This window comes from Novosphingobium sp. BL-S-32, from assembly GCF_056857055.1.
This window is the reverse complement of the sequence record NZ_CM166476.1, coordinates 163776-186544: the sequence shown is the minus strand read 5'-3', so window position 1 is coordinate 186544 and position 22769 is coordinate 163776. Positions and strand designations below refer to the sequence as shown.

The window sequence follows — 22769 nt, the reverse complement described above, 5'->3', positions numbered from 1 at the left end:
GCATAAGCCCTCATCTGGCGGGTAACGGGTTAGCAACCATGATTACCCCGCAAGGGCCGGTCATGTATCGCCCGGGCATCGCGGTGCTCCGCTTGACCCGGGCGCCCTCTCCAACGCATTGAACTTCCCCCGCCGAGGAGCCCGACAGGATGACCGCTACCCCCAATGACCGCCCGCGCCGCAGCGCGCTTTACCTCCCGGCATCCAACGAACGCGCCATCGCCAAGGCCCGCACCCTGCCCTGCGACGTGGTGATTCTGGACCTTGAGGATGCCGTTGCGCCCGAGGCGAAAGATGCCGCGCGCGAAACGGCGATACGTGCCGTGGCGGAAGGCGGATTCGGCCACCGCGAAGTGGTGATTCGTGCCAACGGGCTGGATACCGAATGGGGCGCGGCAGACCTTGCCGCCATTGCCGGATCGCAGGCCGACGCCGTGCTCGTTCCCAAGGTGAACAACCCCGAAGACATCGCCCGCTACAACGCCGCGCTGGCCGGTGCCGCGCCCGCCATGCAGCTCTGGACCATGATCGAGACATGCGCGAGCGTGGGCAACCTGCCCGCCATCGCCGCCATGGCCGAAACGACGCGGCTATCGCTCTGGATCATGGGCACCAACGATCTCGCCAAGGAAATGCGCGCGCAGCTTACGCCGTGCCGCACGCCGTTCCTGCCGTTCCTTTCGATGGCGGTCGCCGCCGCCCGCGCGCATGGCGTCGCCATTCTCGACGGTGTCTGCAACGAGTTCCGCGACCTCGACGCTTTCGAGGCCGAGGCGCGTCAGGGCCTGATGTTCGGCTTCGACGGCAAGAGCCTGATCCACCCCGCGCAAGTCGAGCCCTGCAACACGGTGTTCTCGCCCGGCGAGGCCGATCTGGCATGGGCCCACAACGTGATCGAGGCTTTCGCCCTGCCCGAAAACCAGGGCAAGGGCGCCATTCGCGTCGATGGCAAGATGACCGAACTGCTGCACCTCGATCAGGCGCAGCGCCTGATTGCCGTCGCCGAACGGATCGCAGCGGCAGGCTGATAGGAAAAGGGGCGGAAAATCTCCCGCCCCTTCCCCCAATTCAGATCATCCGGCTCATTCAGAGTGCGCCGGAACCTTGGCGATCTCGCCGGGCTCGTTGGCGATCACCTTGAGCACGGCCGTCCAGGCATCGACATTCTGCTGAAGCGCGGCCGGATCGACCTTGTCCAGCGTATCGTCGGGCGTGTGGTGCAGGTCGAAGTAATGGGTGCCGTCCTGCCCGAGGTCGATCACCGCAAGCTTCTGCGCCTGAATGATGCCGGACACGTCCTCGCCGCCATCGGCCGCGCCTTCGTGGGGGGTGATGCCCATCGGCCAGAGCGCCGCCTTGACCTTGTCGATCATCGCCTGGTTCTGCGAGGCGACCGAGAACTTCACCTGCCACACCTTGTCCGCGCCGAAGTCGCTTTCCATCGCCAGTGCATGCGGTTCCGATCCGTGCATCCGCACATAAGCCGCGTTGCCACCGTCGTTGAGGCCCATTTCCTCGTTACCCGCCCAGAGCACGCGGATCGTGCGCAAGGTCTGCCCGTCCTTCTGCGCGGCAAGCGCCGCGGCGGTCACGATCGCGCAGCCCGAAGCATTGTCGATGGCGCCGGTGCCGAGGTCCCAGGAATCGAGATGGCAGGCCAGCACGATCTTCGGCAGCGAAGGATCGCGGCCCGGCAGTTCGCCAATCACATTGCCCGAAGGCGCATTGGGGAACGGCTTGCCCATCAGCGTCAGATCGATCTTCATCGGCTGGCCGCGCTTGGCGACGCGGGCGATCAGGTCGGCATCGGGGTTCGAGACCGCGCCCGCCGGGATCGACGTCACGCCCTTGGGAAATATGGTCGTACCGGTATGCGGATTGCGGTGGTTGTCGGTTCCGGCCGAGCGGATAACGATGGCGGCGGCGCCCTTCTGCGAGGCAAGCGCCGGGCCCTTGCGGCGCACGTCGCCATAAGGGCCGTAGCCCGAACCATCCTGCGCCGCGCGCATGGCGTGGTCCACGAAGGCAACCTTGCCCTTGAGCGAGCCGTCAGGCGCGGCGCGCAGTGCGTCAAGCGTGGGGAAGTACACCATCTCGGCCTTGAGCCCGCCCGCCGGAGTCGGCACCGACATGCCCAGCGCGGCGATTGCCAGCGGCTGCGTGTAAGGCGCGATCAGCATCGCCTTTTCCTCGCCGCGCGTCCAAGCGAGCGTAGTGAAACGCTCGACCTTGACGTTCTGGAAGCCAAATGCCTTGAGCCTCGCCTCGGCCCAGACGCGCGCGCGTCCTTCCGCATCCGAACCGGCAAGGCGCGGACCGATCTCCGTGGTCAGGCCCTCGACGATGTCCCAGGCCGTGCCCGAACCCTCTTGAGGCGTGGCGAAAGCGGGCGCTGCGATGAGCGAAGCGGCGGATGCGGCAAGAAGCGCCGCGCGAGAGAATCTGCGTTGCATGACAGAGACGTAACGCGCTCCACCGCTCGTGCCAACCGGTCCATCTCGGCCATGCACGACGGGACCAGCCGGGGCGCGTTCGCCTTTCGCCGCAGGGCCGAATGGCGCGAAGAATCCTCCCTTCGGACCACCTTGAAAATCGCCCCCATCGACACAATCTCCAACATCGATACCACGCACGAAGCCATACAGGCCCCACTTATGGAGGCGGCCTTGGCAAGGGGGCCGCGCCCCTGTAGAGCGAACCCCAATTTCCAGACCCAGATCCTATTCCAGAGGAAACCGATGGCTGCCCAATACGCCTTCGTCATGAAGGGCATGACCAAGACCTTCACCGGCGCTCCGAAGCCGGTGCTCTCCGACATCAACCTCCAGTTCTACCAGGGTGCCAAGATCGGCATCGTCGGTCCGAACGGCGTCGGTAAGTCGACCCTGATCAAGATCATGGCCGGCATCGACACCGATTACACGGGCGAAGCCTGGGCCGGTGAGAACATCACCGTCGGCTACCTTGAGCAGGAGCCGGAACTCGATCCCAGCAAGACCGTGCTTGAGAACGTCAAGGACGGCGCGCGCGCAACGGCCGACATGGTCGATCGCTTCAACGCGATCGGCATGGAAATGGGCGAGGAAGACGCCGATTTCGAAGCACTCGGCGCCGAGATGAGCGAGCTGCAGGACAAGATCGACGCTGTCGACGGCTGGACGCTCGACAACCAGCTTGAAATCGCGATGGAAGCGCTGCGCTGCCCGCCGGGCGACTGGCCGGTGGACAAGCTCTCGGGCGGTGAAAAGCGCCGCGTCGCGCTGACGCGCCTGCTGATCCAGAAGCCGTCGATCCTGCTGCTCGACGAACCGACCAACCACCTTGACGCCGAATCCGTCGAATGGCTGGAAAACCACCTGAAGGAATACGCGGGCGCGGTGCTGATGATCACCCACGACCGCTACTTCCTTGACCACGTAGTGGACTGGATCCTCGAACTCGACCGCGGAAAGTACTTCCCGTACGAAGGCAACTACTCGACCTACCTCGAGAAGAAGGCCAAGCGCATGGAGCAGGAGGACCGTGAGGAATCCGGCCGCCAGAAGGCGCTCAAGGACGAGCTGGAATGGATGCGGCAGACGCCCGCCGCCCGCCAGACCAAGTCGAAGGCGCGTATCCGCAAGTTCGAGCAGCTTCAGGACGCCCAGGCCGGCCGCAAGCCCGGCAAGGCCCAGATCGTCATCCAGGTCCCCGAGCGTCTTGGCGGCAAGGTCATCGAGGTCAAGGACATCTCCAAGGCCTACGGCGACAAGCTGCTGTTCGAGAACCTCTCGTTCATCCTGCCGCCGGGCGGCATCGTCGGCGTGATCGGCCCGAACGGCGCGGGTAAGTCGACGCTGTTCAAGCTGCTCACCGGCAAGGAAACGCCTGACACCGGCTCGATCGAAATCGGCTCCACCGTGCACCTCGGCTTCGTGGACCAGAGCCGCGATCACCTCGATCCGAAGAAGAACGTCTGGGAAGAAATCTCGGAGGGTCATGACTACATGACCGTCAACAAGCACGAGATGTCGACCCGCGCCTATGTCGGCGCGTTCAACTTCAAGGGCGCCGACCAGCAGAAGAACGTCGGCAAGCTCTCGGGCGGTGAACGCAACCGCGTGCACATGGCCAAGATGCTGAAGCTTGGCGGCAACGTCCTGCTGCTCGACGAACCGACCAACGACCTCGACGTGGAAACGCTGGGCGCTCTGGAAGAAGCCATCGAAAACTTCGCGGGCTGCGCCGTGGTCATCAGCCACGACCGTTTCTTCCTTGACCGTCTGGCCACGCACATCCTCGCCTTCGAGGGTGACAGCCATGTCGAATGGTTCGAAGGCAACTTCGAAGCCTACGAAGAAGACAAGCGCCGCCGCCTTGGCGATGCGGCCGACCGTCCGACCCGTCTGGCTTACAAGAAGCTGACGCGCTGACGCTCTGATCGGAGCGCTCCTCGCGGACCGCACGGGCCGCCGTTCCGGGAAACCGGGGCGGCGGCCTGTTCATTTTCGTTGATGCAATTATGAATGAACGGCAACCGCCCGGTTCACGGATGCGACAGCCCCTCCCCTGTATCCAGTGTCTTAGGATAAGCCGCGAGAGGGTGCGGCAAGTCCGGTTTGGAGACCGGAAATGATTACGAAGGGTACGACATTGAAGGCGAAGTTCCTCAAGGGCGTGGGTGCTGCTGGTGCCATGGCGGTGGCAGTGACGGCCCTTTCGGCGCCCGCCATGGCCCGAGACGACCAACGCGCGGCTAACGCCCGCGGTGACAATCAAGCCCGCAATCACGGCGGTGACGGTGGCGGCGGCCGCAACGGTGGCGGTTTTGCCAACCGGGGCGCCGTGCAGCAGGGTCCGTCGCGTCCGCAGATGCAGGCGCCGCAGGCTCAGCCGCAGGGCCAACCGCGTCCGCAGATGCAGATGCAGGGCCGCCCGCCCGTGCAGGCACAGGCTCGCCCGCAGCAGAATGATCGCCAGCCGGGCCACGTGCCCTTCTGGAATCCGGGCGCGCGCCTTCAGGGCCAGCAGGCACCGAACTTCGCCCAGCAGGGCCGCCCGCCGATGCAGCGCGACGACCCGCGTCCTCCGCAAGGCAACCGCGCACCCAACTGGGCACAGGGCCGCGATGATCGCCCCGGTGGACCGGCACAGGTTCGCCCCGTTCCAGGCGGTGTCCCGGGTGGTCCGGGCGCCGTTTCCGATCGCGGACCGGATCGGACCAGCGCCTGGAAGAGCCCCTCGTACCGCAACGACCAGCGCGATCCGCACTGGAACAACAACCGCAACGATAATCGCAACGACGATCATCGCTGGGACAACCGCAACAACGGCGGAAATCGCAACTGGGACCGCGACAACTGGCGCCGCGACCAGCGTTACGACTGGCGCGACTACCGCAGCGCCCACAGCGATATCTATCGCGGACGGCCCTACTATGCGCCCTATCGCGGCTACGCCTATCGGCGCATCGGCATCGGGTTCACGCTGGGCTCGCTGTTCTACGGCAGCTCGTACTGGCTCGACGATCCGTGGATGTACCGCCTCCCGCCGGTCTACGGCCCCTATCGCTGGGTACGCTACTATGACGACGTGGTGCTGGTGGACGTCTACACCGGCCAGGTGGTCGATGTGATCTACGATTTCTTCTACTGAAACGAATGGCCCCGAAGCACCCGCTTCGGGGCCATTTTCCTATATGCGAAGCAAGCGATTGATCTTGCCCGCAACTGGGTTAGTCTCCCTTGCGATGAGGGGAGAAAACCATCCTGACTGCGAGGCGCTGGCCCGGATCGGTGCCGGCGTGCGCGACCGGCTGGCGCGGGTACCCTCGGCACACCGCGCCGTCATCGAAGGCGCGGAGATCTACACCGTGGTGGACTTCATCTCCGCCGATGCCTGCCGCCGGCTCACATCGCTGATCGACGCGGTCGCCTGCCCCTCCCGCCTTGTCGAGGAGGAAGACTGGGAGGGATACCGCACCAGCTATTCGGGCGACATCGATCCCGCCGATCCCACGATCCGCACGCTGGAGCGCAACCTGAGCCGCCTTACCGGACTGGATACCGCCCGCAGCGAATGCGCGCAGGGCCAGCGCTATCTCTGCGGCGAATATTATCACGAACATTGCGATTGGTTCGATACCGATGCCGACTACTGGCCGCATGAGAATGGCAATGGCGGCCAGCGCAGCTGGACGGCGATGGTCTACCTCAACACGGTGGAATTGGGCGGCTATACCGATTTCACCAAGCTTGGCCTGCGCGTCACGCCCCAGCCCGGCACGCTGCTGCTCTGGAACAATGCCTGTCCGGACGGCTCACCCAATCCGTGGACGCTGCATGCCGCCCGCCCGGTGGAGCGCGGCGTGAAGTACGTCGTCACCAAATGGTACCGCGCACGCCGCTGGCAATAAGCGCGGGTGGCGATCAGGCCTCTTCGCCGTCCTTGGCCGCCTGCCGGTTGTCCAGATATTCCATGAGGTGATCGAAACGGCGGTGCAGCCGGATGATCTCCAACTGCGTGCGCAAGTTCACCTCATAGTCGTGGCGGGCGGTGATGCGATCCTTGTCCGACTGCCGGTTCTGGCTCATCATGATGACCGGCGCCTGGATCGCCGCCAGCATCGAGAGCATCAGGTTCAGGAAGATGTAGGGATAGGCGTCGAAGGGCTTGATCCCGAGTGCCTGAAGCACGCTGGAATTGAGCAGCATCCAGACCAGCAGCACCACGCCGAAGGCAATGATAAAGCCCCAGCTACCGCCAACCGCCGCCACTTTGTCGGCAATGCGGTCGCCGTGCGAGGCGTGCATGGAGGCCAGTTCGTCCGCATCGGGGCCGATCAGCGTTCCCGACGCGATCCGGCCCAGCACATGGCGGTCTTCGGGATCGAGTTCCTCCAGCTTACGCCCGAGGAGTTCCTCGGCGAGTTCCTCGGGCGTTCGCGGATTTTTGTGCATATTCGGCCCCAATCAAGCGGCCGAAAGGGCCTCCGCAATCAGTTTGCGCGTTTCGGGTACGCCGTAAAGGGCAATGAAGCTGCCCATGCGCGGACCCTGCGGAGAACCGAGCAGCGTCTCGTAAAGCGCCTTGAACCAGTCGCGTAGCGTCTCGAAGCCATAGGCCTCGTTCTTGCCGATCTCGTAGACCGCATTTTGGAGGTTTTCCGCCGTGGCATCGGCGCCCAGCTTTTCCAGTTCGGCGTCCAGCACCTTGAGCGCCTCGGCCTCATTGGCGGTCGGCGCGCGGCGCTTCAGGGTCGGCGCGATGAAGTCGCGGTTGGTGGCGAGCGCAGCGCGGACCATCTCGCCCAGTTCCGGATGCGCTTCGGGACGGGCGTCCTCGATATAGTTGCCGAGGTAGGACCAGACCTGCTCCGCCGTGGCATCGGCACCAAGCACGCCGACAAGGTTGAGCAGCAGCGAGAACGTCACCGGCACGGTATCGCCTGCGCCCGCGCCCTCACCAGAAGCGCTCGCGCGCAGCAGGTGCCAGACCGGGTTGCCGAGCTGCTTGTCGACTGCCTGATCGGCCAGATTGCCGCGGAACTGCCAGTATTCGTCCACCGCCTTGGGAATCACGCCGACATGGAGCTGCTTGGCGCTCTTGGGCTCGCGGAACAGGTAGAAGCCCAGCGATTCCTCGGTGCCGTAAGTCAGCCACTGCTCGATGGTCAGGCCGTTGCCCTTGGACTTCGAGATCTTCTCGCCATTCTCGTCAAGGAACAGCTCGTAGATCAGGCCTTCCGGCTTACGCCCGCCCAGGATCTGCACGATCTTGCCGGACTGGGTGACCGAATCGGTCAGGTCCTTGCCGCACATTTCATAGTCGACGCCCAGCGCGTACCAGCGCATCGCCCAGTCGACCTTCCACTGGAGCTTGGCCTTGCCGCCGAACGCGCTCTGCTCGACGACAGAACCGTCCTCGTCAGTGAATCGGATCATGCCGGTGGCCACGTCGAGCACTTCGACCGGAACCTGAAGCACCACGCCGCTGCTGGGCGAGACCGGCAGGACCGGCGAATAGGTTTTGCGGCGCTCCTCGCGCAGCGTCGGCAGCATGACGTCGAGAATGCCCTGGTTGCATTCCAGCACGCGCGTCAGCGCCGCGTCGAACGCGCCCGAATTGTAGCGATCGCTGGCCGAGACGAACTCGTAGTCGAAGCCGAAACGGTCAAGAAAGTCGCGCAGCATCGCGTTGTTGTGGTGCGCAAAGCTCTCGTGCGTGCCGAAAGGATCGGGAATGCGGCTGAGCGGCTTGCCGAGATTGGCGGCGAGCACATCGGCGCCCGGAATATTGTCCGGCACCTTGCGCAGGCCGTCCATGTCGTCCGAGAAGGCAACAAGGCGCGTGGGCGCGCCGCCGGTCAGCGTCTCGTAGGCGCGGCGCACCAGCGTGGTGCGCAGCACTTCCTGGAACGTGCCGATATGCGGTAGGCCCGAGGGACCGTAACCGGTCTCGAACAGCACCGGCGCATTGCCGGGTTTGCCATTCGGATAACGCTTGAGCAGCTTCTGGGCCTCCTGGAAGGGCCAGGCCTTGGACACGCGAGCGGCTTCGATCAGGGCTTGTTCAGTCATGCGCGCGCTATGACGCGAATTCGCCGCATTTCGCAAGCGCGAAGCGGTCTGGGGAACTACTCCAGTGGGGAAGCCGTTAGGTTCCTCATGTCGCAAAAGGATACGAATTGATCGTGAGATACGTCGACACCCTGCAAAGACAGCTCGAAAGCATGGCCGACAGTTTCGTGGCAGCGCTGCCGAGCCTCGTCATTTCGCTGATGGTGCTGGTGGTCACCTGGATTCTCGCACGATTCGCCGTGCGCATCGCCGACAAGCTGACCGGCCGCACGCGCATCCGCAACGACCTCAAACAGCTTTTCGATACGCTGGTGCGTCTGTTCGTGTGGATCATCGGCTCGCTGGTGGCCCTGACCGTTGCCGTGCCGAGCTTCACGCCGGCGGGTGCTTTTGCCGGTCTCGGTGTCGGCGCCCTCGCCATCGGTTTCGCGTTTCAGGACATCTTCGAAAACTTCCTCGCCGGCGTGCTCATCATGCTGCGCGACAAGATGAACATCGGCGATTCGATCGAATGCAACAACATCCAGGGCAAAGTCGAACGCATCACCCTGCGTGAGAGCCACATCCGCCAGTTCACCGGCGAACTGACCGTCGTGCCCAACTCGATGCTGTTCAAGAACCCGGTGCGCATCCTCAATGACGAACCGGTGCGCCGCGACGAACTGGTCGTGGGCATTTCCTACGACGCCGATCTCGACCGCGCCGAAACCCTGCTTCGCGATGCTGTCGCCGGAGTGAAGGGCATCGATGCCACGAAGGCCGTGCTCGTCGTCGCCCAGCGCTTCAATTCCAGCTCGATCGACTTCCTGATCCAGTGGTGGGCTGATACCAGCCCGCAGGACATGCGCGTGACCAAGAGCCATGCCATCAAGGCGATCAAGACGGCGCTGGACGGCGAAGGGATCGAGATCCCCTACCCCTATGTCACCAATACCTTCAAGGAAGCGCTGCCGATCGACCGCGCCCATTCACAGGACAAGCGCGCGGCCTGACGCTACTGCCGAAAACGACACCGCCCCGCCTCCCACCGGCCTTGAGCCGGATGGGAGAGCGGGGCGGTGTCGCTTTGGATCAGTGGATCACTGAGCCGCAGTTTCCTGCCATTGCCAGTCATAGGTCAGCGGATCTTCGCGAAAGGCGAAGCGGTCGATATGGCGCGCGACCACGTCGGTCAGTTGCTCCACATCGTCCCGGTTCTCGCCGGTGATGGCGATGGCGATGCCCTCGCCATCCGCCGTCATCGTCGCCACAGCCGTCGGGAACGTTACCGTGCCGGTATCGCCGTCCACGCGGCTTTCCAGCTTGTGGCTCCAGTGCTTGCAAAGCTGCTGGACGTACTTGCCGCCATTCGGCGTGGCGACTTTCGCCGTGATCGTGTGGCTCAAACCTCGATCCTTTCGATCTTGCGGGTTGCCTCGTCGAGCGCATCGGCGATCTGGAGGATGACCTCGCGATTGGCGCCGTCCTTCGAAAGACGGTCGTGCATCGCGGTCCGCAGCGCATGGATCGCGCGGCGCACCGGGGCCGGATCGACCTTGTCGCGCGCCTCGGCCAATGCCGAGAGGCGGGCCTTCAGTTCCACGGCCTTCTCGGCGTCGGTCTCGGCCTGCTTGCGGCCTTCATCGGTCGCTTCGTAGGACTTGCGCGCGCCTTCCTCGGCCTTTGCCGAGATCAGGCCCGCTTCTTCCATGTAGGTGAGCGCGGGATAGACCACGCCCGGGCTGGGCGCGTAGTCACCGCCCGAAAGCGCCTCGATCTCGCGGATCAGCTCATAGCCATGGCGCGGTGCCTCGACGATCAGCGCGAGCAGGAGAACCTGGAGTTCGGCCTGTTCGAACAGACGCTTGCGACGACCGCCCATGCGGCCGCCACCGGGACCGAAGCCCCCGCCAAAGCCGCCACCGAAGCCTTCGCCCCGGCCGCCGCGACCGCGTCCACGGCCACCGGGGAAGCCGCCCTCGAAATCGTCACCATCGCGGCCGAACGGACCGCGTTCCATGCCGAAACCGCCGCGACCGCGCATGCCGCGCGGGTCGAAGCGCCTGTCACCAAAGCCGTGACCGCCAAACTCGGCGCCGAATTCTTCGCGGCCACTGCGTTCGCCGCGGCCGCATCCGCGGCCATGGCCGCGCTTGTGATGGATCTTCATCATTTTCATCTCGTTTCGTTGTGTCTTCATGATGGCTACAAGATATATCTTAAAGCGAGATCCGCAAGAGGCTAAAATGTATCTTGACGTATTTTTATCGAGACACCCTCGTTTCTGACGAAAGCGCGCCCCGCGAGGTTTCCCTTCGCGCCCTCCGCGCCTAAGACGAAGGCCATGGCCGCCCTACCCTTGCCCGCGCTCCACGCCAGCCACGCCGGCTCCTGGCTCCGCGAGGGGCCCGGCACGACTCGCCCGGTATCGAAGGGAGAGGCCGTCACCGCCGCTGCCGACACGCCGCTGCTGATCCTGAACGCGCCGCTGGTGGCGACGCGGCTCGGTTATCCGGACCTTTCCGGGCTCGACCTGCTCGAACTCTACGCCTTCATTCACCCGGCGCGCTTCGTGGTGCCCACTCCCAAGGGCCTCGCCCACGCGCTGGGCCTTGAGGAACCCACCAGCGATGCCGACGTGCCGCGCCTGTTACAGGAAGCGGCGGGCGCCCTGCTGGAAACGTGCGAAAGCCCCGACTGGCCGGAGCGCGAGGGCGCATGGACCGGCCTGCAATCGCTGATCCGCATGCGCTGGCCATGGTCCACCTTGCTCACAGCGCGGATCGCCAAGCCGCAGCGCGCCGAACGCTGGCTCTTCACGCGCCTTCCCGAGTGGGACGAAACGCCGGAACTCCCGCAGCCCCGCCAGATCACGCTGCAGCCCGGCGAAGTGTTGCAACGGCTGGCCCAACTCACCGGAACCGGCGCGGAACAGCGCGAGAGCCAGCGCGCCTATGCGGTAGAGGCCTCGGAAGCCTTCGCCCCGCGCGAGGCGCGCGGCCGTCCGCACGTGGTGCTGGCGCAAGCCGGCACCGGCATTGGCAAGACGCTGGGCTATCTCGCCCCGGCCTCGCTCTGGGCGCAGCAATCGGGCGGAACCGTCTGGGTTTCGACATATACCAAGGCCCTGCAACGCCAGCTTCGCCAGGAAAGCCGCCGCGCCTGGCCGGAATACCGGCCGGACGGCAGCCAGCCCGTCGTCGTGCGCAAGGGCCGCGAAAACTACCTCTGCCTGCTCAACCTTGAGGACGCGCTGCAAGGCGGATTCGCCGGTCGCGCCGCGATCATGGCGCAGATCGTTGCGCGCTGGGCCGCCTATTCGCAGGACGGCGACATGATCGGCGGCGACCTGCCCGGCTGGCTGGGCACGCTGTTCCGCCAGCGCGGCATCACCGCCCTCACCGACCGGCGTGGCGAATGCGTCTATGCCGGGTGCCCGCATTTCCGGAAGTGCTTCATCGAACGCGCCACCCGCGCCAGCGTCGGCGCGGATCTCGTGATCGGTAATCACGCCCTCGTCATGATCAATGCCGCGCGCGGCCGCGATCAGGCCTCGCGCCCTACTCGCGTGGTGTTCGACGAAGGCCATCACGTGTTCGACGCCGCCGATTCGACGTTCGCTGCCGCGCTGACCGGCACCGAGGCCATCGAGTTGCGCCGCTGGGTGATCGGCCCTGAAAAGAACGCGCGCGGGCGCCGTCGCGGGCTTTCCGCGCGACTCGCCGATGTCGCCAGCTATGACGAGGCCGGCGCTAAGGCGATCACCGCAGCCGTCGCCGCCGCCGAGGCGCTGCCGGGCGACGGCTGGATGCAGCGCATCGTCGAAGGCGCGGCATCGGGCCCGCTGGAAGAGCTTTTCGCGGCCGTCCGCGCGACGGTCTATGCCCGCGACGAAAGCGGCGGGCAGGAAGCGGGCTACGGACTCGAAACCGAGGCGGCCGGGCTCGACGGCGCCTTCGTGGAAGTGTCCGAAGCCGCGCGAGAGGCACTGGCAGAGCTGCGCCAGCCCCTCATGCGCCTTGGCCTCAGGCTGGAGGCACTGCTGGAGGACGGGCCGGACTGGCTGGACGGCCCCGGCCGCGCCCGTATCGAAGGCGCGCGCCACTCCCTGAGCTGGCGAATCGACCTGCTGGCAGCATGGGAAGCGATGCTGGCCCGCCTCGCCGGCCCGGCCGATCCCGAATTTGTCGACTGGCTGTCGCTCGAACGCTCCGAGGCGCGCGAGTACGATACCGGCATCCATCGCCATTGGCTGGATCCGATGAAGCCCTTCGCCAGTGTCGTGCTGGAACCCGCGCACGGCGTCGTCATGACGTCCGCCACGCTGCGCGACGGCGACACGTGGGATCAGGCGATCAAGCGTTCCGGCACGCCTTATATCGACGTGGCGCCCAAACTTTCCGAGCATCTGAGCCCGTTCGACTACGCCGCGCAGGCCGAAGTGCTGATCGTCAACGATGTGCCGCGCGGCGATATTCCGGCGCTGGCTGGCGCCTATGGGCGACTGATCGAGGCATCGGGCGGCGGCGTGCTGGGCCTGTTCACCGCGATCCGCCGTCTGCGCGCGGTGCATGGCCGCATCGCCGATCGTCTCGCGCGCGGCGGGCTGCCGCTCTATGCCCAGCATGTCGATCCGATCGACACCGGCACGCTGGTCGACATCTTCCGCGACGATCCCAAGGCCTCGCTATTGGGCACCGATGCCTTGCGCGACGGTGTGGACGTGCCCGGCCATTCGCTCCGTCTTGTCGTCATGGAGCAAGTGCCTTGGCCGCGACCGACAATTCTGCACCGCGCGCGGCGGGTCGCCGGGGGCGGTTCCGCCTTTGACGACAGCCTGATCCGCGCCAAGCTGGCGCAGGCCTTCGGCCGCCTGATCCGCAGCCGCGAAGACCACGGGCATTTCGTGGTGCTTTCCTCCGCTTTCCCCTCACGCCTGCTCAGCGCCTTCCCGCAAGGGACCCCGGTGCGTCGCATTTCGTTGGAGGAAGCCTTGCATCGTGTGGCAGCAAGTGTTTCAGGGGAAACCGTGAAGGACGGCGATCCCGTCCGCCCCCCAGTGTGAGCGCATCATCGGCATGAAGACTCTCGGCATTTTCAGGCACGCCAAGTCCGACTGGAACGATGCACGCCTGCGCGATTTCGACCGCCCGCTCAACAAGCGTGGGCGCAAAGGCGCAGCACTGATGGGCCTGCACATCCGCGATCACACGGTAAAGTGGAACCGTATCCTGGCCTCGCCCGCCGTGCGCGCGGCGCAGACCATCGAACTGGCCGAAGAAGCCGCCGGCGAGTCGCCGCCGCTTACGTGGGACCGCCGACTCTATCTCGCCAGTTCCGCCACGCTGATCGACCTGCTGCGCGAACAGTCGGGCGATCCGCGCGCGATCATGCTGGTCGGCCACAACCCCGGTCTCGAAGACCTGATCTTTGACCTCGTGCCCGACGATGGATCAAGCCCGATGCGCGACATGGTCGAGGAAAAGTTCCCGACCGCCGCCTTTGCGGTGATCGAACTCGATATCGATTCGTGGGCGGACATCAGCGAGGGTCGCGGCAGGCTGGTCCATTTGACTCGCCCGCGCGATCTTGACCCGGCGCTGGGTCCTCAAGTCGAATATTGAGAAGAAAATGGCGGGTCCATAAAGGTGCCCGCCCTGTCGAAACCCCGCCCTATCGAAACCTTGTCAGGCCGCGACCAAAGCCTGGGCTAGATGCGCCCGAATGGCGCGCAGGCGATCCATAATTTCGTCATTGGAAACGGCGTCATGCGCCGGAATCGCGGCCTCGACGACGACAGGTCCGGCGCTTTCGTCCTCATCGGAACGTCCCTCGATCGCCTGGCGCGCGCCGCGCAACGTATAGCCCTCGCGGTGGACGAGCCGGTCGATTTCGGCAATCAGCGCAATGTCTTCCGGGCGATAGTAACGCCGCCCCCCAGCACGCTTGATCGGCTGAAGCGCGGGAAACTGCTCTTCCCAGTAACGCAGCACGTGCTGGCGCACACCAAGCGCCTTCGTCACTTCGCCGATAGTGCGAAGCGCCTGCGCATCCTTCCCGTCCTCAAAGCGGGGACGTTCCGAATTTCCGGACATGAAACGGGCTCCTCTGGGCGGTGCCGCCCCGCGGGAGCGGCCACGATCACATCTCTGCGATGCGATCCTTGAGCATCTGGCTGGCGCGGAATGTCATCACCCGGCGCGGGGTAATGGGCACTTCCACCCCCGTCTTCGGATTGCGTCCGACACGTTCGCCTTTGTCTCGCAACAGGAATGTACCGAAACCGGAGATCTTTACGTTCTCCCCATCGGTAAGTGCGAGCGACATGTGCTGGAGTATAGCCTCCACCATGCCCAGCGATTCGGCGCGTGAGAGCCCGAGCCTCCGGTGAATGGCTTCCGCGATCTCAGCCCTGGTCAATGTTTCCATGGAGCGCATCAATCCCGCATCCCCTAAGAGCGCTGACCCCCATGACGATAATATGAAAAAATGAGGGAAAAGCAATGCTCCGTGCAGTAAATGCCACGATACTTTCGATCGTGGGCAAATTCACATGCGGACGAGGCTTGCTCCCCAGGTAAATCCGCCGCCCATTGCCTCGAGTACAACGAGGTCTCCCTGCTTGATTCGGCCATCGCGAACGGCCTGATCGAGCGCCAGCGGAACCGATGCGGCGGACGTATTCGCGTGCTGACCGACGGTCATCACGACCTTTTCTCTCGGCAGATTCAGCTTCCTGGCGGTCGCGTCGAGGATGCGGGCATTGGCCTGATGCGGCACCAGCCAGTCGATATCCTGCGAAGTATGGCCGGTTTCGACGAGCACTTCCTCAAGGACTTCCGCCAGATTCACCACCGCATGGCGGAAAACCTCACGACCCTTCATACGCAGCTTGCCCACGGTCCCGGTGGTCGAAGGACCGCCGTCCACATAGAGAAGCTGGTTGTGGGCGCCATCGGCATGAAGGCGGGTGGCGAGTACGCCGCGCAGATTCTCACCGCCCTGCTCCTGCGCTTCGAGCACGATGGCCCCGGCGCCGTCGCCGAAGAGCACGCAGGTCGTGCGGTCTTCCCAGTCGAGAATGCGGCTGAAGGTTTCCGAACCGATCACCAGCGCGCGCTTGGCCATGCCCGAACGCAGCATCGAGTCGGCCACGCCCAAGGCATAGAGAAAGCCCGAGCAGACCGCGGCCACGTCGAAGGCGATTCCGCCACGGCAGCCGAGATTCGCCTGCACCAGAGTCGCGGAAGCCGGGAACGTCTGGTCCGGCGTTGCCGTGGCGAGCACGATCAGGTCGATCGAAGCCGCCTCGATCCCCGCCGCCGCCAGCGCGTTGCGCGCGGCATCGGTGGCAAGGCTGGACGTCGTTTCGTCGTCGGCAGCGATATGGCGGTTGGAAATGCCGGTGCGCTCGACGATCCACTCGTCGCTGGTGTCGACTTGCTCGGCAAGCTCGGCATTGCTGACCGCACGGCGCGGCAGGGCGGAGCCCGTGCCGACAATGACCGAACGCAACATCAGGCGCTCTCTTCCGTCACGCGCGGCTTGCGCAGGGAAGTCCCGCCCACGCGGGCGAGGTCGGCGGAGATCCGCTCGGTCACGTTTTCCTCCAGGAGGCGCGCCGTAACCGCCACGGCATTCGCGACCCCGGCGGCATTGGCACCGCCATGGCTTTTCACGACAATGCCGTTGAGACCCAGGAAAACCGCGCCATTATGATTGTTGGGATCGAGATGATGCTTGAGCAGCTCGGTCGCCGGTTTCGAGATCAGGAACCCGATCTTCGAACGCAGGGAGCTGCTGAAGCCGCGGCGAAGCAGATCGGCCACGAAACGCGCCGTGCCTTCCACCGCTTTCAGCGCGACATTGCCGGAGAAACCATCGGTAACGATGACGTCCATGTCCCCGCGCCCCAGCTTGTCGGCCTCGGAGAAGCCGTCAAACGAGATCGACAGGTCGGCCGCCGCCGCCTTGAGCATCGCTGCCGCGTCGCGCAGCATGTCGGTGCCCTTGGTTTCTTCGGTACCGATGTTCAGCAGGCGCACGCGCGGTTGCTCGCGCCCCGTGGCGACGCGGGCATAGGCAGCGCCCATGATCGCGAATTGCACGAGGTTGCGCGCGTCGCACTCGGCATTGGCGCCGAGGTCGAGCATCACGAGGTCGTTTTCACCCAGCGTCGGCAAGAGCGCGGCCAAGGCCGGCCTGTCGATACCGGGCATCGTGCGCAGCGTCAGCTTGGAGATCGCCATCAGGGCGCCGGTGTTACCGGCACTGACGGCGGCTCCGGCGTCGCCCGCCTTCACCGCCTCGATAGCGCGCCCCATCGAGGTGCCCTTGGCCCGGCGCAATGCCTGGCTGGGCTTGTCCTCGCCACTGATGACGCCATCGGTGTGCAGGATTTCGGAGCTTGCCCTGAGGTTCGGGTGATCCTCGAGCGCGGATTTGATCCGCGCCTCGTCACCCACCAGCAGGAACTTGAAGCGATCATGGCGACGGCGCGCGAGTGCCGCGCCCTCAATCATGACGCGCACGCCCTCGTCGCCGCCCATCGCATCGATTGCGATACGCGGCAGACTCATGCTCTTTCTCCGAAAGTCGTCGTTGGTCTTAGACTTCGACCGCGACGATCTCACGACCGTTGTAGTGGCCGCAAGCGTTGCAAAGGTTGTGCGGGCGCTTCAGCTCGCCACAGTTCGAGCATTCGTGGAAAGCCTCGACCTTCAGCGCGTCATGGCTGCGGCGCATGCCACGGCGGGAAGGGGTGGTCTTTCTCTTAGGGACAGCCATTTCGGCACCTGTTCCTGGAATAAATGAATGTCAAAAATGCCGCCGAGACCGACTTCAACCGGACCGGCGGCTTGCGAAGGCGCGCCTATAACCGATTTCTCACGAGTTGCAACCCGTTCCTCCCCGGCGCATGAACGCGAAAACCGCAACACCCCGGGGAACGGAGAGAAACCTCACATGATTCTGCAGACAACCTTGTGCCTGGCAGCCGCTGCCGCGGTAATTACCTTCTGGCATATACTCCGCATCGGCCAGCTTCGCACCAAGGAAAAGGTTCTCCACGGCGATGGCGGCAACGCGCGGCTTGCCTATCGCATGCGCGCGCAGCTCAATTTCGTGGAGAGCACGCCGTTCGTGCTGATCCTCGTCGCCGCGATCGAGATGACCGGCAAGGCGGGGGCCTGGCTGGCCATCGTCGGGTCGATCTTCATGCTAGGGCGCGTGCTCCACGCCTTTGGCATGGATCTGGACCGTCCCAACCTGCTCCGCGCCGCGGGGACGATCATCACCATCCTCACGCTGCTGGGCCTGTCGGTCATGGCGCTTCTGATCGCCCTCGGACGATTCTGAGCAGAAGCCCGGCCGAAACCGGACTTCACACTTACATATAGACTCGCTGCCTGAGCGCGCCCCGGACGTGCTCAGGCAGGCAGGCCTCGCGCCAGCGCCGCATCGCCTACATAAGGATTGCTGCGGCGCTCCTCACCGAAAGTGCTGACGGGGCCATGCCCCGGAACGAACGTCACTTCATCGCCCAGCGGCCAGAGGTGCCCGGTGATCGAGTTCACAAGGTCTTCCAGATTGCCGCGTGGGAAGTCCCAGCGGCCGATTCCGCCCTGGAACAGCACATCGCCCACCATCGCGAACTTGCTGGCCGCATGGTGGAAGACGACATGGCCCGGCGTATGACCGGGGCAGTGATAGACATCGAGCTCAAGCTCGCCCACCGTCACCTTGTCGCCGGTATCGAGCCAGCGATCCGGTTCGAACGTGTGCGCCTCCATGTTCCAGCGCGGGCCGTCGTCATTGAGCTGCGCGATCCAGAAACGATCTTCCTCGTGCGGCCCCTCGATGGGAACGCCCATTTCCTTGGCGAACACCCCGGCCATCCCGCAGTGATCGAGATGCCCGTGCGTGACGAGAATCTTTTCGAGCGTCACGCCGGTCTGCTCCAGCGCCTTGCGCAACTTCGGCAAGTCCCCACCGGGATCGACGAAAGCGCCGCGCATGGTCTTCGTGCACCACAGGAGCGAGCAGTTTTGCTGGAGCGGCGTCACGGGAATGATTCCCACGCGCATCGGTCGTTCGTCGGCAGTTTCAGTCATGCCTGCCGAAATGGCCGCAAGCCTTCTCGATTGCAACCGGACTAGATTCGGCCGCCCTTCCAGACGACTCGGCCGATCACCACGATTTCGGCAAGTCCGCAGGTAATGGGGCGATAGGCCGGATTGTCGCTGGACAGCACGACGCGCCCTGCCCCCACCGATCCCAGTCGCTTGACCAGCACCGTATCGTCGAGCCGCACGACATGAATGCCGTCGCGCAGCGGCTGCCACTCACTGTCGACAAGAATCTCGTCACCGTGCCGCAGAGTCGGCTCCATCGAATCGCCCGAGACCGTGATGGCCGACAGCATTTCGGGGCTCAGCCCCATCGACCGCAGCCACCGGGCCGAGAAACGCAGCGTGCCGAAAACTTTCTCATCCCCGGCGTGCGCGCCCGGCCCCGCCGAAGCCCCCACGGTCAGACGCGGAACACCGATCCATGCCGGTGCCGCGTCGTAATTTTCCTTCGCCTTTCCCAGCTCGCTCTCTTCCACGCCGAAGAAACGGGCGAGCGCGCTTCGGTCCACCTCCTCCAGCTTTTTCGGACTACCTTTCTTAATGAATTGCTGAAGATAGCTCGCATTCTTGCCGATCATCCGGGACAGGGCGGAGAGGCTCACGCCCCGCCCATCGGCAAGTTCAAGCAGGCGGCTGCGGGCATCGGCGCTTTCCATAATATAATCCGTACGCGAAGGAAATTTCCTAGACAAGTAGGATTTCAGTTGGAACATTTGAGGAACATAAACCGCCGTCCATAGGAGGACACCCCCAAGATGCTCCTGCGCCAGATAGAGATTTTCCTGCGCAACACCGACATGCCGTGCACCAAGTTCGGCCGACTCGCCGCCGGCGACCCCCGATTCGTTGTCGATTTGCGCAATGGCCGCATGCCGCGTCCCGGCACCGCCGCCCGCGTCGAAAGCTTCATGGCCACTTACAAGGAGGCCGATCATGCGTTCTGAGTCCCTGGATTCCGCATCGCCGCTCGCAACCGCCCGCCGCGCGCTGGGTACCGAATCGCACTCGCGCGGGCCCTGGCTGCTGCTGCTTTCGGAAGTGCTGCACCTCGCCGGCCCGCGCGCCGAGTTCCAGCGCCATGCCGAACGGCCGTGGAGCAGCGCGACCTTTTCCGGTTCACGCCATACCATCGCGCTGGAATTCACGGGCCGAGACGGTCTCGACGCGGGCGAAGCGCTGATTGCCGCCCTGCCCGATCATGAATTCACGCTGCCCGGACAGCTTGTGGCCGATGCGACGATTGCTGGAGTCGATCATGTGGCGGGCTCACCGGCACACATGATCGTCGAGGTGGAACTGCTGCTTCTCGACGAGACCTGACGCTTAGGCGGCCACCCGCCAAAGCGCTCGTTATCGACGTCGGACCGTCAGTCTAACCACTCCGTCGCCCCCGCGAAGGCGGGGGCCCCGCTTCCTTCTCAACCTCTCGTGTCGGGTTCCTTCTCAACCTCTCGTGTCGGGCTCAAGAAGCGGGATCCCCGCCTTCGCGGGGATGACGGGAAAATTTGGCGGCCCCTTGCAGCTTTGCCTTAGTATCCCAGCGAAAAGTCGACGACGTGCGCGAGCGGCTCGCCGCGCACGAATCGGCCAAGATTGGCCAGAAACCGGGCCGCCCCCCGCTCGAACAACGCATCTTGCGCCCGGCCGGACAAGTGCATCGAGACATGCACGTTATCGCGCGACCAGAGCGGGTGGTCGGCCGGTAGCGGTTCCGGTTCCGTCACATCGAGGAACGCGGCGCCAAGATGCCCCGAATCGATGGCGTCAAGCAGCGCATCCTGTTCGATCACCGTGCCGCGCGCAAAGTTGAGGAAGAACGCCCCTCGCTTCATCGCCGAAAATTCCGCCGCACCGAACATCCGCAGCGTGTCCGGCGTCGACGGCACGATGGCGATCACCCAGTCGAACCCGCCAAGCTTTGCGCGCCATTCATCGGATCCGAGTTCGCCCGGGCCCGGACTGCGACGCACGCCGGTCACTTCGGCCCCGAAGGCGCGCAGGATTTCGGCGATCCGTCCGCCGATCTCACCCGCACCGACGATCAGGACTTTCGAATCGAGCAACTCGCGCTTGCCAGGCGGCTCCATCAGCCATTCGTGACGATCCTGCGCGCGCACCACGTCGCGCCAGCCCTTGGCCACGGTAAGCATGCCCATCACCGCATATTCTGCGACCGACTGCGCGTGGATCCCTGCTCCATTGGTGAGTCGAATCCCCCGCTCGGCCATGAGTTTCAGCGGCAACCAGTCCACGCCGGAGGACATGGCATTGTACCAGGCGAGCTTGCCCGCCCGTGCAATGAACTCCCCAGCCACCGCCGGCGGGATCGGATCCAGCCACGCGACGTCAGCCCGCGGCGCCAGTTTCAGAAGCTGATCGTGGCTCTCGAACCAGAGCGGCTCGACGCCCTCGGGCAAACGCCCTTCCAGCAGCGGCCGGGACCGGGCGTTGATGAGGGCTGCGGTCATTCTTCGTACTCCGGAATTCTGCAAATTCTTGAAGTTAACGAAGATCGGCAAGCGGGGACAGGATGGCAAGGGCCCGTCCAGCAGACATCATTGCGCTTTTCGGCGTGATGATGGCGTCTGCCGCAATAGCACCAGACGAGAGGCGCAGCCCCGGGTTGCTCCTCCCAGGAGTCAGCCGAGCTTCCATTCCCAGCCGAGTGGGTCGCCGTCCATCGCTTCCACGCCCTTGGCGGCGAGTTCGTCGCGCAGGGCGTCGGACGTGGCGAAGTCCTTCTCCGCACGCGCGGCCTTGCGGCGGGCGAGCACATCCTCGATCTCGGCCTCGGTGATTTCGGCGATCTTGGGACGGATGCGAAGGTCCGCGCGGCCGGTACCGAACAGGTCGAGCCCAAGCACCGAATCCATCGCCTCGATCGCCGCGCGCTTGGCGCCGGGATCGACCTTCTTGGCGGCCAAAACCTCCTCCAGCGCGGTCAGCGCGACGGCAGTGTTGAGATCCTCGCCAATCGCCTTCTCGAACGTTTCGAGCATCGGCGCGAGCTTGGGATGACGGGCATCGCCCGGCTCCACATCGCCCAACCGCTCCACCACCATGATCATGCGCTTCAGGCGTACAAGCGCGGCAGCAAGCCCTTCCCACGAGAACTCAAGCTCCGACCGGTAATGCGCCTGAAGGCACATCATGCGGTAGCCAAGCGGGTGGTAGCCCTTGTCGATCAGCAATTGCAGCCGCAGGAACTCGCCCGAGGACTTGCTCATCTTGCCGGAGCGTTCGACGAGGAAATTGTTGTGCATCCACAGCTTCGCGCCCGAATTTGCGGGCACGTCGAGGCCATTCGTGCAGCAGAACGCCTGGTTCTGCGCGATCTCGTTCGGGTGGTGGATCTCGCGGTGGTCGATGCCGCCGGTGTGGATATCGAACGGGAAGCCGAGCAGGTCACCCGACATCACCGAGCATTCGAGATGCCAGCCGGGAGCGCCCTTGCCCCACGGCGAATCCCATTCCATCTGGCGCTTCTCGCCCTCGGGCGTCTTGCGCCAGATCGCGAAGTCAGCGGCATTGCGCTTGCCCTCGACTGCCTCGATGCGCCCCTCGCCCTCATCGGTGACAGCACGCGCGAGGCGGCCGTAGTCGGAGACGGTGGAGACGTCGAAGTAGAGCCCGCTTTCCAGTTCGTAGCAGTGGTTTGGCGCGATCTTCTCGGCGAATTCGATCATCTGCGGCACATAGTCGGTCGCGATCGACCACTTGGCCGGCTGACGAATGTTGAGCGCCTTGATGTCGGCCCAGTAGGCCTGCGTGTAATGCGCGGCGATGTCCCAGATCGATTGCGCCTGGGTCCGCGCCATCTTCTCCATCTTGTCCTCGCCGGCGTCGGCGTCATCGGTCAGGTGGCCGACATCGGTGATGTTGATGACGTGGGTGAGCTTGTAGCCCGCATGGCTGAGCGTCCGGCCCAGAATGTCCGCGAAGACATAGGCGCGCATGTTGCCGATGTGGGGATAATTGTAGACCGTAGGCCCGCAGCTGTAGACCCGTGCCTCGCCAGCGTGGACGGGCTGGAACGGCTCCAGCTGGCGGGTCAGGCTGTTGAACAGCGTCAAGGACTTCGTTTCGGTCATGACGCAGGGCA

General features: G+C 64.6%; 24 protein-coding genes. 10 read left to right on the top strand and 14 right to left on the bottom strand.

All coding sequences use genetic code 11. From position 1 onward, the window contains the following. The first annotated feature begins 149 nt into the window (after nt 1–149). Complete coding sequence (locus tag AC1VVK_RS00945) at nt 150–1028, top strand: HpcH/HpaI aldolase/citrate lyase family protein (protein WP_482904017.1); 879 nt, start codon at nt 150–152, stop codon at nt 1026–1028. Nucleotides 1029–1082: 54 nt separating this feature from the next. On the opposite strand, the gene AC1VVK_RS00940 is transcribed toward AC1VVK_RS00945, so the two are convergent. After that, the gene (locus AC1VVK_RS00940; protein ID WP_482904016.1) at nt 1083–2453 is read right to left on the bottom strand and encodes a M20/M25/M40 family metallo-hydrolase; all 1371 of its coding nucleotides are present in this window, start codon (nt 2451–2453) and stop codon (nt 1083–1085) included. 285 nt (nt 2454–2738) lie between these two features. Between AC1VVK_RS00940 and ettA the strand changes: the two genes are divergently transcribed. The 3 genes from ettA to AC1VVK_RS00925 all read left to right on the top strand — a co-directional run bounded on the left by ettA (nt 2739) and on the right by AC1VVK_RS00925 (nt 6394). Then, on the top strand, nt 2739–4412 hold the full coding sequence (gene ettA / locus AC1VVK_RS00935) for an energy-dependent translational throttle protein EttA (protein ID WP_482904015.1): 1674 nt from the start codon (nt 2739–2741) through the stop codon (nt 4410–4412). A gap of 199 nt (nt 4413–4611) precedes the next feature. Further along, a complete protein-coding gene (locus tag AC1VVK_RS00930) occupies nt 4612–5634 on the top strand; it encodes an RcnB family protein (RefSeq protein WP_482904014.1) in 1023 nt (340 codons plus the stop codon). Between the two features lie 94 nt (nt 5635–5728). Continuing rightward, complete coding sequence (locus AC1VVK_RS00925; protein ID WP_482904013.1) at nt 5729–6394, top strand: prolyl hydroxylase family protein; 666 nt, start codon at nt 5729–5731, stop codon at nt 6392–6394. 13 nt (nt 6395–6407) lie between these two features. Here AC1VVK_RS00925 and AC1VVK_RS00920 read toward each other — a convergent pair whose 3' ends face one another. Then, nucleotides 6408–6938: a DUF1003 domain-containing protein gene (locus tag AC1VVK_RS00920; RefSeq protein ID WP_482904012.1), complete on the bottom strand. Its 531-nt coding sequence runs from the start codon at nt 6936–6938 to the stop codon at nt 6408–6410. A gap of 12 nt (nt 6939–6950) precedes the next feature. Continuing rightward, entirely contained in the window at nt 6951–8558 is a 1608-nt protein-coding gene (locus tag AC1VVK_RS00915) for a lysine--tRNA ligase (protein WP_482904011.1), read from the bottom strand. 113 nt (nt 8559–8671) lie between these two features. Here AC1VVK_RS00915 and AC1VVK_RS00910 point away from each other — a divergent pair, with 113 nt between their 5' ends. Beyond that, on the top strand, nt 8672–9550 hold the full coding sequence (locus tag AC1VVK_RS00910) for a mechanosensitive ion channel family protein (RefSeq protein ID WP_132385231.1): 879 nt from the start codon (nt 8672–8674) through the stop codon (nt 9548–9550). 87 nt (nt 9551–9637) lie between these two features. Here the strand turns inward: AC1VVK_RS00910 and AC1VVK_RS00905 are convergent, their stop codons facing one another. After that, nucleotides 9638–9943, bottom strand: coding sequence for a DUF2218 domain-containing protein (locus AC1VVK_RS00905; RefSeq protein WP_482904010.1), 306 nt, complete (start codon nt 9941–9943; stop codon nt 9638–9640). Continuing rightward, entirely contained in the window at nt 9940–10710 is a 771-nt protein-coding gene (locus tag AC1VVK_RS00900; protein ID WP_482904009.1) for a PadR family transcriptional regulator, read from the bottom strand. The genes AC1VVK_RS00905 and AC1VVK_RS00900 overlap by 4 nt, the downstream gene beginning before the upstream one ends. Nucleotides 10711–10881: 171 nt before the next feature. Between AC1VVK_RS00900 and AC1VVK_RS00895 the strand changes: the two genes are divergently transcribed. Continuing rightward, the gene (locus AC1VVK_RS00895) at nt 10882–13602 is read left to right on the top strand and encodes an ATP-dependent DNA helicase (protein WP_482904008.1); all 2721 of its coding nucleotides are present in this window, start codon (nt 10882–10884) and stop codon (nt 13600–13602) included. 13 nt (nt 13603–13615) lie between these two features. Beyond that, nucleotides 13616–14161 (top strand): SixA phosphatase family protein, encoded by a 546-nt coding sequence (locus tag AC1VVK_RS00890; protein ID WP_132385227.1) that lies wholly within the window; start codon nt 13616–13618, stop codon nt 14159–14161. A gap of 63 nt (nt 14162–14224) precedes the next feature. On the opposite strand, the gene AC1VVK_RS00885 is transcribed toward AC1VVK_RS00890, so the two are convergent. The 5 genes from AC1VVK_RS00885 to rpmF all read right to left on the bottom strand — a co-directional run bounded on the left by AC1VVK_RS00885 (nt 14225) and on the right by rpmF (nt 17324). Then, a complete protein-coding gene (locus tag AC1VVK_RS00885) occupies nt 14225–14632 on the bottom strand; it encodes a MerR family transcriptional regulator (protein WP_482904007.1) in 408 nt (135 codons plus the stop codon). A 46-nt stretch (nt 14633–14678) separates the two neighbouring features. Next, nucleotides 14679–14975 carry an integration host factor subunit alpha gene (locus tag AC1VVK_RS00880; protein ID WP_132385225.1) on the bottom strand — a complete coding sequence of 99 codons (297 nt, stop codon included), beginning with the start codon at nt 14973–14975 and terminating at the stop codon, nt 14679–14681. A 111-nt stretch (nt 14976–15086) separates the two neighbouring features. Beyond that, nucleotides 15087–16055: a beta-ketoacyl-ACP synthase III gene (locus AC1VVK_RS00875; protein WP_482904006.1), complete on the bottom strand. Its 969-nt coding sequence runs from the start codon at nt 16053–16055 to the stop codon at nt 15087–15089. Next, nucleotides 16055–17116 carry a phosphate acyltransferase PlsX gene (gene plsX, locus AC1VVK_RS00870; protein ID WP_132385223.1) on the bottom strand — a complete coding sequence of 354 codons (1062 nt, stop codon included), beginning with the start codon at nt 17114–17116 and terminating at the stop codon, nt 16055–16057. The genes AC1VVK_RS00875 and plsX overlap by 1 nt, the downstream gene beginning before the upstream one ends. A 28-nt stretch (nt 17117–17144) precedes the next feature. Beyond that, a complete protein-coding gene (rpmF, locus tag AC1VVK_RS00865; RefSeq protein WP_132385222.1) occupies nt 17145–17324 on the bottom strand; it encodes a 50S ribosomal protein L32 in 180 nt (59 codons plus the stop codon). Between the two features lie 177 nt (nt 17325–17501). Between rpmF and AC1VVK_RS00860 the strand changes: the two genes are divergently transcribed. Beyond that, entirely contained in the window at nt 17502–17894 is a 393-nt protein-coding gene (locus AC1VVK_RS00860; protein WP_132385221.1) for an MAPEG family protein, read from the top strand. A gap of 71 nt (nt 17895–17965) precedes the next feature. Here AC1VVK_RS00860 and AC1VVK_RS00855 read toward each other — a convergent pair whose 3' ends face one another. Both AC1VVK_RS00855 and AC1VVK_RS00850 read right to left on the bottom strand, forming a co-directional pair. After that, entirely contained in the window at nt 17966–18649 is a 684-nt protein-coding gene (locus AC1VVK_RS00855) for an MBL fold metallo-hydrolase (protein WP_482904005.1), read from the bottom strand. A 41-nt stretch (nt 18650–18690) separates the two neighbouring features. Further along, nucleotides 18691–19323 (bottom strand): S24 family peptidase, encoded by a 633-nt coding sequence (locus AC1VVK_RS00850; RefSeq protein WP_482904004.1) that lies wholly within the window; start codon nt 19321–19323, stop codon nt 18691–18693. Nucleotides 19324–19422: 99 nt separating this feature from the next. On the opposite strand from AC1VVK_RS00850, the gene AC1VVK_RS00845 reads away from it, so the two are divergent. Then, complete coding sequence (locus tag AC1VVK_RS00845) at nt 19423–19611, top strand: hypothetical protein (protein ID WP_482904003.1); 189 nt, start codon at nt 19423–19425, stop codon at nt 19609–19611. Next, complete coding sequence (locus tag AC1VVK_RS00840) at nt 19601–19987, top strand: hypothetical protein (protein ID WP_482904002.1); 387 nt, start codon at nt 19601–19603, stop codon at nt 19985–19987. Before AC1VVK_RS00845 ends, AC1VVK_RS00840 begins: the two co-directional genes overlap by 11 nt. A gap of 209 nt (nt 19988–20196) precedes the next feature. On the opposite strand, the gene AC1VVK_RS00835 is transcribed toward AC1VVK_RS00840, so the two are convergent. Next, complete coding sequence (locus AC1VVK_RS00835; protein ID WP_482904001.1) at nt 20197–21135, bottom strand: D-2-hydroxyacid dehydrogenase; 939 nt, start codon at nt 21133–21135, stop codon at nt 20197–20199. Nucleotides 21136–21306: 171 nt separating this feature from the next. Next, nucleotides 21307–22758, bottom strand: coding sequence for a cysteine--tRNA ligase (cysS, locus tag AC1VVK_RS00830; protein ID WP_482904000.1), 1452 nt, complete (start codon nt 22756–22758; stop codon nt 21307–21309). Between the last annotated feature and the right edge of the window lie 11 nt (nt 22759–22769).